Source organism: Kribbella sp. (assembly GCF_035655035.1).
GTDB lineage: Bacteria > Actinomycetota > Actinomycetes > Propionibacteriales > Kribbellaceae > Kribbella.
Window position 1 is genome coordinate 1 of the sequence record NZ_DASRVN010000202.1, and the last position, 15,053, is coordinate 15,053.

11 protein-coding genes are annotated in these 15,053 nt (G+C 68.0%); 10 read left to right on the forward strand and 1 reads right to left on the reverse strand.

All coding sequences use genetic code 11. The features are described from left to right. The 4 genes from VFF46_RS11840 to VFF46_RS11855 all read left to right on the forward strand — a co-directional run. Positions 1-1,105 (forward strand): penicillin-binding transpeptidase domain-containing protein (locus tag VFF46_RS11840; RefSeq protein WP_325037138.1); only part of this gene is annotated, 1,105 nt, incomplete at its 5' end. 88 nt (positions 1,106-1,193) lie between these two features. After that, on the forward strand, positions 1,194-2,387 hold the full coding sequence (locus VFF46_RS11845; RefSeq protein WP_325037139.1) for a mannosyltransferase family protein: 1,194 nt from the start codon (positions 1,194-1,196) through the stop codon (positions 2,385-2,387). A gap of 268 nt (positions 2,388-2,655) precedes the next feature. Beyond that, entirely contained in the window at positions 2,656-3,168 is a 513-nt protein-coding gene (locus VFF46_RS11850) for a SigE family RNA polymerase sigma factor (protein WP_325037140.1), read from the forward strand. Continuing rightward, positions 3,165-3,935 (forward strand): hypothetical protein, encoded by a 771-nt coding sequence (locus tag VFF46_RS11855; RefSeq protein WP_325037141.1) that lies wholly within the window; start codon positions 3,165-3,167, stop codon positions 3,933-3,935. Before VFF46_RS11850 ends, VFF46_RS11855 begins: the two co-directional genes overlap by 4 nt. Before the next feature lie 23 nt (positions 3,936-3,958). Here VFF46_RS11855 and VFF46_RS11860 read toward each other — a convergent pair whose 3' ends face one another. Next, on the reverse strand, positions 3,959-7,900 hold the full coding sequence (locus VFF46_RS11860; protein ID WP_325037142.1) for a GH92 family glycosyl hydrolase: 3,942 nt from the start codon (positions 7,898-7,900) through the stop codon (positions 3,959-3,961). Between the two features lie 595 nt (positions 7,901-8,495). On the opposite strand from VFF46_RS11860, the gene VFF46_RS11865 reads away from it, so the two are divergent. From VFF46_RS11865 to VFF46_RS11890, 6 genes are all read left to right on the forward strand, one after another. Then, positions 8,496-10,094, forward strand: a complete 1,599-nt coding sequence (locus tag VFF46_RS11865; RefSeq protein ID WP_325037143.1) for a hypothetical protein — start codon at positions 8,496-8,498, stop codon at positions 10,092-10,094. A gap of 17 nt (positions 10,095-10,111) precedes the next feature. Then, a complete protein-coding gene (locus VFF46_RS11870) occupies positions 10,112-10,456 on the forward strand; it encodes a hypothetical protein (protein ID WP_325037144.1) in 345 nt (114 codons plus the stop codon). A 103-nt stretch (positions 10,457-10,559) separates the two neighbouring features. Next, positions 10,560-10,832: a hypothetical protein gene (locus tag VFF46_RS11875; protein ID WP_325037145.1), complete on the forward strand. Its 273-nt coding sequence runs from the start codon at positions 10,560-10,562 to the stop codon at positions 10,830-10,832. Between the two features lie 373 nt (positions 10,833-11,205). Further along, positions 11,206-11,820 (forward strand): hypothetical protein, encoded by a 615-nt coding sequence (locus VFF46_RS11880; RefSeq protein ID WP_325037146.1) that lies wholly within the window; start codon positions 11,206-11,208, stop codon positions 11,818-11,820. Beyond that, the gene (locus VFF46_RS11885; protein WP_325037147.1) at positions 11,813-13,627 is read left to right on the forward strand and encodes a hypothetical protein; all 1,815 of its coding nucleotides are present in this window, start codon (positions 11,813-11,815) and stop codon (positions 13,625-13,627) included. The genes VFF46_RS11880 and VFF46_RS11885 overlap by 8 nt, the downstream gene beginning before the upstream one ends. Positions 13,628-13,668: 41 nt before the next feature. After that, the coding region (locus VFF46_RS11890; protein ID WP_325037148.1) for a helicase HerA-like domain-containing protein at positions 13,669-15,053 on the forward strand (1,385 nt) is incomplete at its 3' end.

Genomic DNA, 15,053 nt, shown 5'->3' on the forward strand with positions numbered 1-15,053 from the left:
GGCTGCGGCGCTGGAGGACGGCAAGAGCCTCTACGACATCTTCCAAGGTGACAGCCCGATCAGGATCCAGGGCCTCAAGCTCGGCAACGAGTTCAACCGGGACTACGGCGACGTCACGTTGCTCAAGGCTACTGAGCAGTCGATCAACACCGCCTTCTACGACCTGGTCGACAACAAGATGCAGGACGGTCCGAACAAGGTCGTCAATGCCGCGGAGGCCGCCGGCATCCCGAGGACGAAGTACCTCGAGGACGGTCGGCAGAACCCGGCCACCGTGCTCGGTCCGGACCCGTTCGCGTCCGCCGTCGACATGGCCGAGGCGTACGCGACGTTCGCGGCCGACGGCCTGTATGCGCCGCTGCACGTCATCGCCGAGGTCAAGGGACCTGACGGCAAGGTGCTGTTCGCGGACAAGAGCCTCGACAAGTACAAGAAGCAGGCGTTCCCGCAGGACATCGCCCGGACGGTCAACTACGCGCTCCAGGACGTCGTGACCAACGGCACCGGTACCGGCGCCAAGGATCTGGGCCGCCCGGTGGCCGGCAAGACCGGTACGGCGGGTGGCGTGGCCGTCGAGGACCGTGCGAAGGACAAGGCCTGTGGCGGCTGTATGCAGGGCTCCGCGACGCTGACCTCGTGGTGGACCGGCTATACCCCACAGCTCTCGACGGCGGTGGTCTACCGGGCCGGCAAGACCGGTGAGAGCAACCTCGACCCGTACTCCAGCGACAAGGCGTTCTTCGGCGGCAACTGGCCGCTGCAGACCTGGCTGGCGTTCATGAAGCCCGCCCTCGAAGGCGAGCCCGAGGCGTCCTTCCCGGATCCCAACCAGGACCAGATCAAGGACACCACCACCCCGACGTACACGCCGCCGACCAACACGCCGACGAATACGCCGACCAACACCCCGGCGCCGAGCACACCGCCTCCGAGTACGCCGCCCCCGAGTACACCCCCGCCGAGCACTCCGCCGCCGAACACGCCGACGAAGACCAAGCCGACCAAGACCAAGCCGACCCAACCGACGAACACACCGGTGATCCCGTTGCCGACCGGTGGCGGATCGACCAAGCCGACCAGCACACCTGGCGCCGGGGGTCAGTAGCCCCTCGAGGTCCTCCGGGCAGCTGGAACTCGGATGGGGGACGATAGGGGCGTGACTCGGGCGGAGTGTGGTGTGCGGTGGTGGCGGCGTGTTTGAGCGTGCGGCTGCCGGCGAGGCTCGGCCGGGGCGGGCTCGGCGGGCCCGGGCGGATGGGGTGTGGTGGCAGCGGTGGAGGCCGTCGGCGCTCGGGCGGGAGGTGCTCGGGTGGTGGCTGGTCAGCCGGGTGGCGCTGTTCGTCCTGTCGGTGTCGGCGCCGCTGCTGTTCAACCGCGGTACCGACTACCCGAACGTCTGGCGGGCCTGGCTGCAGTGGGACGTCTGGCATCTGAACGCGGTCGCCCAGTACGGGTACAACCACGGTGAGCCGTCCGGTGCGCCGCTGGCGGCGTTCTTTCCGGGTTTCCCGTTGCTGGTGCACATCGTCGCGTACACCGGTATCGGTTACGTTGCCTCGGGCATCGTGGTCTCGGCCGTGGCGAGTGCGGTCGCGGGTGTGTACCTCGCGCGGCTGGCGGAGTACGAGTTTCCGGAGCTGAAGGGGTTCGGGCCGAACGCGGCGATGGTCTGGTACGGCGCGCCGGTCGGGGTGTTCCTCGCGGCCGGGTACACCGAGTCGCTGTTCTGCGCGTTCGCGTTTCCCGCCTGGCTGGCGGCGCGGCAGGGGCGGTGGGCGCGGGCGGCGGTCTTCGTCGCGCTGGCGTCGACCGTACGGGTGTCCGGGTTGTTCCTGATCTTCGCGCTCGGTGTCGAGTTCCTGACCTCGAAGAAGCGGGACTGGTTGTCGCTGCCGTGGCTGGCGCTCCCTCTCGTACCGGTGCTGGGTTTCATGGCGTACCTGAAGCAGATTCACGGGTCCTGGTTCGCGTGGCACGAGGCGCAGGAGAAGGGCTGGCCCCGCAAGTTCACCTGGCCGTGGACGTCGCTGCAGCACACGGTGGAGGCTGCGACGAAGGGCAGGTTCCCTGCGGACCGCACTGACTGGACCTGGATGTTCCGGGCCGAGCTGGTCGCCCTACTGGTCTGCCTGGTGCTCCTGGTCTGGCTGCTCTGGCGGCGGTCCTGGGGCGAGTCCGCGTGGGTGGCAGCCACGCTAGGCGCGTTCTGTACGTCGTACTGGGTCTTCTCGCTCACCCGGGCCACCCTGCTCCTGTGGCCGCTGTGGATCGGCCTGGCGGTCCTGGTCAAGCGAAAACCATGGCTGGGCCGCCTGTACCTAACGCTGGCAATACCACTGGCCGCCGTCTGGGCAGCCGCCTTCTTCACCGGCCGCTGGTCCGGCTGAGGGGTTCTGTCCGGCATGTGGACAGTTTTCGGAGGAGGCAACCCTTGGGAGGGTTCGAGCGTCGGTATGGGTGAAGGGGTGGCAGTCCGGGCGGGGACCGCCACCCCTCCTTAAGTTCCGGCGGAACCTCTCAGGGGCAGGCTCCGCCGGGTAGTCCGTACCGAGGGCGATGGCCGGCAGCCGTCGCCCTCGTGTCGTGAATGCAACCTCCACGGTGGCTCACCCAGTAGTTGCAGGGTGGAGATCACCGACAAGGGAGGGCCGACCCGTGAGCGACCGCGATGCGGAGTTCCTCGAGTACGCGACCGTGCACCGTGGCCGGATGCTGCGGACCGCCCGGCTGCTGACCTCGGGCGACGCGCACTGGGCCGAAGACCTGGTGCAGGTCGCGCTGACGAAGCTGTACGTGCACTGGGCGAAGGTACGCCGGGAGGACGGCGCGGCGCGGTACGCCGACCGGATCCTGGTGAACAGCTTCCTCGACGAGCGCCGCCGGATGTGGCGCCGGCGGGAGGCGACCACCGAGCAGCTGGACGACCCGGCGCCGGCCGCCGGCCCGGATCCGGCGGACCGGCTGACCGTCCTGGGAGCCCTCGCGAAGCTCCCGCGCCGGCAGCACGCCGTCGTCGTACTGCGGTACTTCCGCGACTTCGACGTCCACACCACCGCCGAGCTGATGGGCTGCTCGGAAGGCACCGTGAAGTCCCAGACCTCGCGGGCCTTGGCAACGATGCGCGATCTCCTGAACGAGCCCCTCGAGACCCTGGAGACCCTGCGATGACCGACCTCAAGCAACTCCTCGACGACGCCGCCGGCCCCGAGCCCGCCGTCACCGACACCGACCTCGCCACCGACCTCACCCGCGGCCGCCGCGCCCTGCACCGCCGCCGCATCACCGGCATCGCAGGCGCCGCCGTCGCCACCGGGCTCGTGGCCGGGGTGGGATGGGCGGTGCTACCGGCCGTTACCGCGCACGACACGATTGCCCCGGCGGCGCGGCCGACGCCGTCCGTCACGGCCTCGAAGCCTGCCGTGACACCGACCCAGCGGATCGTTGTGCCGGGCGGTGACCCCAACGATCACAGGCCGCCGCCACCGGTGCCCTCGACTCCTGTGACGCTTGTCGCGAACAGCAAGCCCTTCCCGGGCAAGAAGATCACCTGCGACCTGATTCCGACGGGTTGGGCGGTTCGGGTCCGCACGGAAGCCGGCTGGGAGCAGCAGGAGCTCTACGACCCGAACCTGCGGAATCCGAAGCAGTACCACGACCCCAGCTACACAATGGTGGTGCGGCAGGTGGAGATGACCGACAACGGCGAGGGCTTGACCGCTGACAAGTACACGGCAGCGTGGACGAAGCTGCCGAAGGTGCGGGCCGGACAGAAGGAAGCGGTCATCTCACTGGGTACCAAACGGAACGGCCTCCGTGAGGTCCATGTTCGCCAGGGGACGACGACGCACTTGATCGCGGTTGCGAACAATGCGTACAACCTCGGCTGGAACGAGGCGACCTTGCTGAGGTTCGCTGGTTCCTGCCACTACAAGTAGCAGCAGGAACCAGCGGGGAGCTGTCAGCCCCAGTTGCGGTCGATCGGCTGGGATGGTGTCGGGCTCGGCTTGGCGGCGGCTCGTTTGTCGCTCGGGTGGGTGCCGGGCTCGACGCCCTTCAGGGTGCCGAGGAGTTCTATTTCGGCGAGCGTGACGCCGTCAGCCGCCGGAGCGAAGACCAGGCGGTACTGCGTGTAGGCCTTCGGTGCGGCGACGCTGAAGGATCTCGTGTACGACGCCCACGCCCACGATTCGCCGGTACGGCGGTCCACGGTCGTCCACGTCGTACCGTCGTTCGAGCCCTCCAGCGTCCAGGCGGACGGCGCCGTACCGGTGGTGCCGCTGGTCAGCGTGTACATGCCGACCGGACGGCCCTGTGGAAGGGCGACCGTGACGGTCGGCTGGGCGCCGGTCAGGGTGACCTGCGTCTTCGAGTCGTTGTCGATCAGCTTCGACACGTCGGTACCGCCCGCGCCGATCACCGCGCCGGTGTCGGAGGTGGAGTCCCGCCAGGTCATCGGGTCCTCGCCCGGCTTGGTGATCGACGGCGGGGCGTCGTTCCGGCCGGTGCCCCACTTGGTCGGCTGGTCGGTCATCTCGAACTCGATCTTGCCGCCGTTCGCGATCAGGTCGTGCGGCAGCGCCGTCGATGTCCACGGCTTGCCGTTCACGCGAACGCTCTTCACATAAATGTTCTTCGACGAGTTCTGCGGAGCGCTGACGACCAGCTTCTTGCCGCCGGCCAGCCGGATCGTCGCCTTGGTGAACAGCGGCGAGCCGATCGCGTACGTCGGCGAGCCGACCTGCAACGGGTAGAACCCGAGCGCGCTGAACAGGTACCACGACGACATCTCGCCGTTGTCCTCGTCGCCCGGGTACCCCTGGCCGATCTCGGAGCCGGTGTACAACCGGGACAGCACCTCACGGACGAGAGCCTGCGTCTTCCACGGCTGCCCGGCGACGTCGTACATGTAGGTGATGTGGTGCGACGGCTGGTTGCTGTGGCCGTACTGACCCATCCGGACGTCACGGGCCTCGAGCATCTCGTGGATCGTGCCGCCGTACCCGCCGGTGTGCAGGGCGTCCTCGGGCGTGCTGAAGAACTCGTCGAGCTTCTTCGCCAGCCCGTCCCGGCCGCCGTAGATCGCGGCCAGGCCGGCCCCGTCCTGGGGTGTCGAGAACGCCATGTTCCACGCGTTCGTCTCGGTGTAGTCGTGGCCCCAGTCGCGCGGGTCGAAGGTGCTGGGCGAGTTGCCCCAGACACCGTTGGGATCCTTACCCTGGAAGAACCCGATCGCCGGGTCGAACAGCGTGACGTAGTTTCGGGCCCGGTTCAGGAAGTACTTGTAGTTGTCCAGGTACTCCTGTTTGCGCGGGTCGTTCTTCTTCGCCTTGTCGTACAACGCCTTCGACAGGTTCGCGATCCCGAAGTCGTTGATGTAGCCGTCCATCGACCAGCTGAAGCCCTCACCGGTGGTGTTGGCGGTGTAGCCGTTGAACGTGGACAGGTCCATGCCCTTGCGGCCGACGTTCTGCGACGGCGGTACGACGGACGCGTTCTTGACCGCGGCGTCGTACATGTCCTGGACGTCGATGCCCTTGATCCCCTTGAGGTACGCGTCCGCGAAGGCGACGTCGGACGACGTACCGACCATCAGGTTCGCGTAGCCGGGGGAGGACCAGCGGGAGATCCAGCCGCCGTCCTTGTACTGCTGGACGAACCCGTTGACCAGCGCGGCCGCGTCGTCCTGGGAGAACAGCGAGTACGCCGGCCACACCGTGCGATAGGTGTCCCAGAAGCCGTTGTTGACATACGTCTGGCCGGAAACGATCTTCGAACCGGTCTCCGTCGGGGTGTCGGTACCCACCTTCGGGGAGGTCGGCGACGCGTAGCTGATCACCGGCTTGGCGGCGGTACCCGTGTTCTCGGAGCCGTTGTTCGGGTAGAGGAACAGACGGTAGAGGTTCGAGTACAGCGAGGTCAGCTGGTCAGCGGTGGCGCCTTCGACCTCGATCGTGCTCAGCTTGGAGTCCCAGGCGGCCTGGGCAGCGTCCTTCACCTTGCTGAACTTCGAGCCCGCCGGGAGCTCCAGCTCGAGGTTCTTGCGAGCCTGCTCGGTGCCGATCAGCGAGGTGGCGATCCGGAGTTGCACCTGGGTGGTCTTCGCGTCGAACATGAAGTACCCGCCGACGTTCGCGCCGCCGCCGTCCGACAGCTTGCCCGAGGCAAGTACCTTCTGGTCGACCACGCCGTACACGAAGAGCCGGCCGGCCCCTGTGGACAACCCGCTCTTGATGTCGGAGTATCCCGTGACCACGCCGGTCGTCGGGTCGAGGGTCAGGCCGCCGCTGTTGTTGACGTTGTCGAAGACCAGCGACGCCTTGCCGGCCGGGAAGCTGAACCGCAGCATCGCGGCGTGGTCGGTCGGCGCGATCTCGGCCGCGTTGCCGTTGTCGAACGTGACGCCGTAGTAGTACGGACGGGCGATCTCGTTGTCGTGGCTGAACGACCAGGCGCGTGCCTTGCGGTCCGCGGTCGGCGTGTCCGCCGTCGACGGCATCACCTGGAACGTCTGCCGGTCACCCATCCACGGGCTCGGCTCGTGGCTGATCGACAACGCCTGCATGGTCGGCCGGTTGGCCTCGTTGTTGCCCTTGGCATAGTCGTACAGCCAGGACGTGGAACCGGCGTTCGTGACCGGCGTCCAGAAGTTGAAGCCGTGCGGTACGGCGGTCGCCGGGAAGTTGTTGCCCCGCGAGAACCCGCCGGTCGCGTTCGTACCGCGGGTGGTGAGCGCGAGGTCCGACGGGTGCTTGGCCGCGGTCTTCTGGGCCGCACGGTCCGGGTTGACCGCGGCGGCGATCCGGATGTCGTCGACCCAGCCGCGGAAGTCGGCCGGCCCGGTCGGCTTGTCGTAGCCGATCAGGATCCGCTTGATCGTCTTGCCGGCGGCAACCTTTCCGAGGTCGGCCTCGACGTTGTTCCACTGGTTCGTGTACAGCGCCTTGGAGTCGCCCTGGCCGCGCGGGCTCAGCTCGAACCCGTGGTGGTCCTTCGCCTTCAGGTCGCTCAGGTACGTCCCGTCGTCGAACGCCAGGTCCAGAGCGGCGTACGTACTCGGGTAGCTGAGATCGCCCTCGATGTGCTCGGGGAAGATCTTGTACGACAGCCGGGTGTCCTTGCCGACCTTGAGGTCGACGTCGGAGATCTTGTTCCACGTGTACCCGCGACCCGTCGCGTCCTGGTGGCCGGCGTACCGGAAGGACTTCACGCCGGTGAAGCCGACCCGGGCGCGGGCGTTGTAGGCGCTGGTCGGGCCGGAGTCCAGGCGGGACTCGGCGACCGGGCCGGGCGGCGGCAGCGGGTCGCCGTTCGAGAGGTACCAGTCGGCGAGCTGGACGATGTTCTCGCCGTGGTTCAGCGTGACGTCGAGCTTGAAGTACGTGTACGCCGTGTCGTTGGCGAAGCTGTACTCCTTGGTCTGGAACCGGCTCTCGAAGTTCTGGTTCGTCTGCGTGTCCAGCGTGGTCCAGGTGGTGCCGTCGTTCGAACCGGACACGGTCCAGTTCTTCGGGTCACGGCCGTCGGCGTCGTTCGCCGAGGTCAGTGCGTACTTCTTGATCACCACGGGAGCCGAGGTCTGGTAGACCAGCCAGCCGGTCGGCTGGAACACCAGCCACTTGGTGAACTTGTCACCGTCGGCGGCGTTGGTGGCGATCTCGCCGCCACCGGTGTTCTCGCCGCTCGCGGTCACCTTGGTGACCTTGTCCATCTGACTGCCGCCGATCCCGGTCGGCGTCGGCCCGCGGACACCGTCGGTCCGCGGTTTCCCGTCCGGACCGGTCTCCACGGCGTCGGTGTAGCCGGGCTGTGGCTGCCCGGGCTCGAACGAGGTGAAGTACGACGAACCGCTGACCACCGGCTGCTCGGACGCAGTCGGTGAGGCGGCATGCGCTGGCGTCATGGCAACAGACATTGTCACAACCAGCGCGAGAGACGTGACGAGACCCAATGGGCGGCGGAGATCCATCTACGCTCCTAGCACGGCCGGACCGGCGCGACCCCGTCCGCCGGTGTGGGTACGCGGCCCCGATGACAAGGTTGTCAGCCCGCGCCCGGCCGGAATCGTCTCCCGCCGATCACTCCCGGTCAAGACCTCGTCGCAGTCAGTCCGCCTTGCGGCGCGAGTTTTCCACAAGTGGCAACGGGATCGTGCTGCGACAGGCACAGGCGGTAACTACAGTTACCTTCCGCGGTCCGGTCGGAGACCGCGGTTCTCGCCTGGGAGGGTGGAGCGGCAGTGGGGCTTGTGCGCCGGCAGTGCGTGGTGCTGAACCGTCAACGGTTGTCTACGGCCGAGCGCCTGCTCCAGGCGCGCCGATGGTCGCACTGCGCAGCGGGGACGGGGGAGTATGGACCGGCCACGCAGACCCGAACCTACCGAGCCGAATGACGCCTCTGAGCGGCATCCCGCGCCCGCTGAGCCGGCTGCGCGTGAAACCCGGCCGAGCCTCGATGTCAGCGGTCGGCGGGACGTCACCGACTCCGACGATCGGCGCGTGGAGGAGCAGCCGGCCACCTCGGTCGAGCCCGATAAGGGCCGGTGGGGTGATCGTGGGCAAGATGTGGGAGAGCGGTCCACAGCGGGGTCGCCCGATGATGGCGGACGTTCCACGGACGAGCGAACCCGAGATGGTGCAGAGCAGCCTGGAATCACCGGGCCGTCCAACGACTCCACCTCGATCGTCCGGGATCCTTCTGACCGGCTGCCTGCGAGCCTGCGCGAGAAGATGCTCCGAGACCCCACCTTCACGCGCCTCGGCTGGGGGGTCGACGAGCAGTCCGACGACCGCTCCGCCGCCGATGCTGAGATGACCGAGCTGGCACCACCGGAGCAATCTGCTGTCGAGAAGCAACGGCACACCCCGGATCAGGACGCGGTTCAAGCGGCCGACGCCGAGCCGGCCCAGGCTGAACCTCCTCGGAACCAGCCCGCGGACCAGCCGGCAAACGCGTCCGCCGACCAGACCGCCAGCCAAACCGACGACCGTACCGCGGACAAAGTTGACGGAGGCCGAGACCAGTCCGGCCACGACTCCCCACCCGTACGCCTCGACCAAGCGGGCGACCGGGCCGACAGCCCGGGCACAGGCGACGCCATCGAGAGCCTCGACCAGGACTCAGGGCCTGACCAGTACGAGCAAGTGAACCCGAGAGTCTCCGAGTCCGAGTCGGGTGCCGGGCGGGCTACGCATCCGAGCGAGGCGGCAGGTGACCTGGGTGCGGCCGAGATCGCGAGCGAAGTCGACAGCCCTCGGCCGACGGATACATCCCGGTACGCCCAACTGGTCACCGAGCACGACAAGAACTGGGAACCTACCGAAGCCGCACTCCCACCTGGCGCGCTCCCCGAATCCGCCAAGACCCTCAGCCCTCAGGTCGTCGACGCGATGGACCCCGACGTGCGACGGGTGCTGGAGTACCAAGGCGCTGCCGAGTACATCACGGCCAACAAGGACGAACGCCCCTGGCTCGAAGGGGCGGCCAACTCCACGCCACAGGTCCAACGCCTCTTCGTTGCCATCGACCGAGGCACCGGCCACGCCCACATCCGCCACGGCCCTATGGGCACTGAGCAACTGCACGCTGACCGAGTTGCCCGTCTGGAGGACCCGGCTCAGACCGACCCCGTGAAGCGGGCACTGAGCATCGACGGCCTCGATGAGTCCAAGCAGCACTACTGTGCCCAGGAGTCGACCAGGATCGACGACCCCGAGGCATTCGTGGTCGCCTTCGCCGCCGCTGTAAAACATCCAGACGTCCGTCAGGTACTCGCCGGGCCGTGGACAAGCGGCGGCGCGCCCAACCAGATCGCGATTCCGATCGCCGATCTACTGGGACCCGACGGCCACGAGTCATGTTCTGGTTTCCGCCTGGCGGGCGATTGGTCTGAAGCCAAGAAGGCCCGGAAGCTCTGGGTCAAGGCCCGTGCCGAAGGACAGGACCTGACGAACTTCCCGGAGCCGCGGGCCGAACGGATACCCACGTTCGACGGTGGCAATATCATCGTGTCCTTCACCAGCAACCGTGATGCGCAGCGATACGAGGTCAATACCCTGTACCCCAAGCCACCGAAGCAGCAGTCGACGGAATCGTGATCCGAGAAGGAACCACTATGTCTGACATCGATATGTATTGGCTGACGGATCCGAACGCGCCATTCGCCACCTTTCTGAACGTCGTGCAAGCGCATTACCATCCGGAGATTCGTAACGACAACTTTGGGTTGCTGGTCCAATGGGCTCGCGAGGCTGGCCCGGACGACGTCAAGATGGCGACCTTCAAGAAAGAACTGACCCAGTTGCTGGAGGGAGACCGTGCGGGCCTGCGTGCAGGGGCGATCGATGTCGCGGCGGCGTACGACGACTGGGATACCGACGATGAGTTCTTGGCGTGGCTGTGGCACGAGCTCTATCCGAGCGAGCCGCTTCCGATGCCGGAGTCAGGTAGGCCCGAATAGCGTTAGATCAGCAGGCGTCTCGGGGCACTACCGCGACTACCCGCCGACTCGGTACGCCGAGGTCGAGAACCCGGAGGGGTACTTCCGGGATCTGGGCGAACGGATGCAGGACCAGGTGATCAACCTGACAACTGAGCTGGCCGGGTCGGACGAGCCGGGCGAGGGGTTCCTGGCCAAGACCGGCCGATTGAACGCGGCCGGGAGCCGAGCTGAGGAGCTGGTACTGCACGAGTTGTTGTCCTGCCAGAAGCCTCAGAACGAGCCGGAGATGAGAGAGGATATCGCCTCGTACCACGAGGGTGTGAACGACGCTATCCAGGAGTTGCATGACCTGCGCAGGCAGCTATCGGACGACACGGAGCCGAACGGCCGCTGAAACGCGGCGCGTGTTCCTCGGCTGTTGATCGACCTGCAGAGGGACTCGCTGAAGTCCAGGGCGAGCGTTCGCCGGGGTAGCGGTTCTGCAATTCGTGGCTCAGCTCGTGGACAACCGTGTTGACGTGGATGGGTCTGCCGCTCCTTGAGGCCTTCGTGTCCGAGATCGACGGCCTGCTCCAGGTCGCCCCTCAAGGCCTGCGAGGAAGGCGCGGGTGAGGCGACTCTCCGCAATCCGCATCGGACTCAGCTCAGAGCCGGCGGTAAGGGATTTGCCACAAGTGGCAACGGGATCGTGCTGCGACAGGCACAGGCGGTAACTACAGTTACCTTGCGCGGTCCACCTGGAGACCGCACGTTCTCGGGAGGTCAGCGTGGCGGTGAAGCCCGTGCGTCGGCAGTACACGCACCTGCTGCTGCCGCACGCCTCGTTGGACGATCCGCAGCGGGCGCTGTTCGAGGTGGCGCTGCGGCCGGCCGGCTGGATCGCGGACCCCGACGAGAGCTCCACGATGTCGCTGCGCTGGACGAAGGGCAACGCGGCCCTGCGGGTGCAGACGCTGGGCTGGTTCCCGTTGCTGGTGACGGTCGGAGCAGTCGGGAAGCCGTCTGCGGTCCACCGGGACGCTGCTGCCCGCCTGACGGCCGCTGTGCTGGCAGGCGGCGGCAAGAGCTTCACCGACCGGCAACTGGTCGAGTACCTGCCACAGGCGCAGCTCCGTTGGCAGCGGGCGTTGCTGGAGCGCCAGCGGTTGTCCACAGCCGAGAGCATGCTCAAGGCACGCCGTTGCTCGTACTGCGGGTCCTGGTCGGACATGTCCGCGACCCACTGCGCGGGCTGCCGGCGCCGGTTCACGACCGCGGACGACGCAGACCGGGACACCACGGTCAGCCGCGCCACTGCGACGATCAAAGAGGCGGAGACGGCGCTCGCGGAGCTGGCGCGCGGTGTCGTGCTGGAGCGGCTGGGCGGTGTCACGCATGGCTGAGGCTGTTGCGCCCCGCGAGGCCGAGCAGTGGGGTTGGGAGTACCGGGGCCGTGAGGTGGTGGTTGTCGAGCAGCACGAGCCTCCGGTTCCCGCAGTACCGCCGCCGTCGGCGCTTGCCGCGCTGGAGGGCAAACGCGCTACGGCTGAGCGGCTGCACCCGGTGCTGGTGTGGGTGATGGCTGGTGCTGTGGTGGCGACAGTCGTGGTCGGTGTTGTCGTACAGCCGTTGCTGGCGTTGGTGCCTGCGCTGGTGGCGCTTGGCGTCGCTTGGCTGTGCTGGGGCCGGCCGGAGCTCCTGCGGCGAGCGACCGTGAAGGAACACCAGCTGTGGCTGGCGGACTGCGTCAGCGCGATGGCCGGGTTCGAGCGGGACGTGCAGGCTTGGCAGCAGGACCTGCGCGAGCGGGAGCGCACCAAGTCGCTCCAGGTCAACGCAGTACGGCCGTGGGTTCCCGTTGGCCCAGTGACGAAGGAGCGAGTCGACCTGTACGGCGGTACCGCTGCCGGTTGGCGTGCCGCGTTGCTGGCGATGGGTAGCTCGCTGATGAGCGCGGGCGGGCGGCTGGTCGTTCTTGACCTCACACAGGACACCGTGCTCGGGCCGCTGCGCCACCTGGCCCAGGAACACGGTGCACCGATCCGCGCGTCCGTCGTACCGGAGCACTCGCTGAACCCACTGGCTCAGCTGAGCACTGACGAGATCGGTGTGGTGGTGGCTGAAGGGCTGCGTGCGGCAGAGCCCGAGCAGAGCGAGTCACGCGGTGTTGACGCCACACTGGTGCAGCAGATCGCCGAGTGCCTGACGGACGCGCCTGTGACGTTCAAGAGGCTGCACTTGGCGTTCCAGGTCCTGCTGCGGCAGCTGACGCCGGATCAGCGAGGGCTGCTGACTCGTTCCGAATACGCACGGCTGACTGATCTGCTCAGTGAGTCCGCCAGGCGTTCGGCCGAGGCGCGGCTGTTCCGGTTGGCGGCGGGGGTGCAGCGGCTGGCAGCTGTCACCGGTGACGCCGCGATGGACGGGTGGGACGGCGAAGAAGTCTCGCTGCGGGTCTTCGAGCTGTCGCACCGTGAGTCCGAGCTGACCGCCTCGTTGCTGCGACACCTCTTGTTCCAGATCACGATGGTGCGGATCCAGCGCGGTGAGCTGTCCGGGCGCGGCGAGCGGATCGTCGTGATCGCCGGAGCGGACGCGTTCGCGCGACCGGAGCTGGAGCGGTTCGACAGCATCTGCCGGCGGAACGGGCTTCGTCTGGTGCTGCTGTTCGCGCATCTGCGGGACAGCGCGGTCGAGGTCCTCGGCGGCGGGGACGCCGTACTGTTCATGCGGCTCGGCAACGCGAAGGAGGCCGAGCAGGCCGCGACGTTCATCGGGCGGCAGCACCGGCTGGTCGCCAGCCAGTTCACGTACTCGCACGGGACCAACACGTCCACGTCCACCTCCGACAGCACCACCCGTGGCAACAGCGCGTCGACGAGCGAGTCCATCGGCGTACAGACCTCGGACAGCAGGCAGGCGACGTTCGGGTTGCTGTTCAGCCGACGGCACCGGGACGGCTCCAAGACGAGCGGCGAGCAGTACTCCGAATCCACCACCGGCGGTACGTCGTGGTCGGAGTCGACGTCCACCTCGGAGTCGAGCGGTACGAACGAGAGCACGTCGAGCGGGTACCAGCGCACGTACGAGTACGCGATGGAGCCGACCGTGCTGCAGGGGTTGTCGCCGACCGCGTTCGTGATGGTCGACCCGCTCGACCCGGCGAGCCCACGCCTCGGCGACTGCGATCCACGACTCGGGGCGCTGTGAATCCGTTGGGGCGGTCTGCCGGGGCTGCGGGTGGAGGCGCGGTGATTCCGCGGTCGCGGGTTGTCGAGGTTCCGCTGGCGGGCGGACCGGACGCGGATGCGGCCCAGCGGCTCACCGCGTTGCGCCGCGGGCTGCTGCCTGCGTTGACGTTGCGGGCTGCGGCTGGGCAGCCGTTCAGCTTCTGCTGGACCCGTACTGCGATCGGCGGCCCTCTCGAGGTGCGGACCGCCGTCGAGGACTATCCGGTCGGGGCGCGGATCGTCGAGGCAGAGCCGGTCGACTTCCCGTACTGGGTGTCCGTTGGCGGCGTCCACGACGTACTCACCGCGCTGCCCGAGGCCGAGGTTGAGCCGGCCGGGCTGCTCGAGGACCTCGCGGAAGCGCTGCCGCCGTTCGCGTGGCTGGTCGAGGCGGTGCCGATCCCGGACCGGGGCGAACTGCTCGACGATCTGCATCTACGGATGACGATCGGACTCGACCGCGAGAAGATCTCCGGTCGCGACGCACTCGACCTGGAGCGCAACCGCGCCCGCTACCGCGACTTCTCCGCGGCTCAAGGCGGCCTGTGGACAGTCCGCATCCACGCCGGCGCCGCAGACGAACCCACCGCCCGCACAGTCGCCCAAACCCTCTCGAGCACGGCCGACCTGCACGAAACGCCATACTCTCTCCGCTCCGGCACGACGGGGTTCGAGGCGACGGGGGAGTTGCTGGCGGCGGTCGCGCGGCCGCCGATGCGGGAGATCGCCGGGGTGCGGGCGGTCGAGCAGGTGCGGTTCGACCTGACGCCGGAGACTCCCGCGGACGGGATCCCGCTCGGCGACGTGATCGACACCGCGGGCCGGGCGGTAGCGCCGATGACGGTCTCGCGGGACACGCTCAACCGGCACGCGTTCGTCGCCGGCGCCACCGGTTCCGGCAAGTCGCAGACGATCCGGCACCTGCTCGAAGGGCTCAGCGCGGCCTCGGTCCCGTGGCTGGTGATCGAGCCGGCGAAGGCGGAGTACGCCGGGATGGCCGGCCGGCTCGGCGCCGACTCCTCCGTCGCGGTGATCCGCCTCGGCGACCCGGACGCCGTACCGCTGAGCCTCAACCCCCTCGAACCCGAAGCCGGCTTCCCGCTCCAGACACATCTCGACCTGGTCCGCGCGTTGTTCCTCGCCGCCTTCGAAGCGCACGAGCCTTTTCCACAGGTGCTGAGCCAGGCCTTGACACGGTGCTACACGTCGTACGGCTGGGACCTCGCGCTCAGTCGCGGCGCCACGACGTACCCGACCCTCGCGGACCTGCAGACCACGGCGCGCGCGGTCGTCGACGACATCGGGTACGGCGCCGAGCTCGCCGCCGACGTCCGCGGCTTCGTCGACGTCCGGCTGACCTCCCTGCTGCTCGGCACCCCCGGCCGCTTCCTCGGCGGCGGCCACCC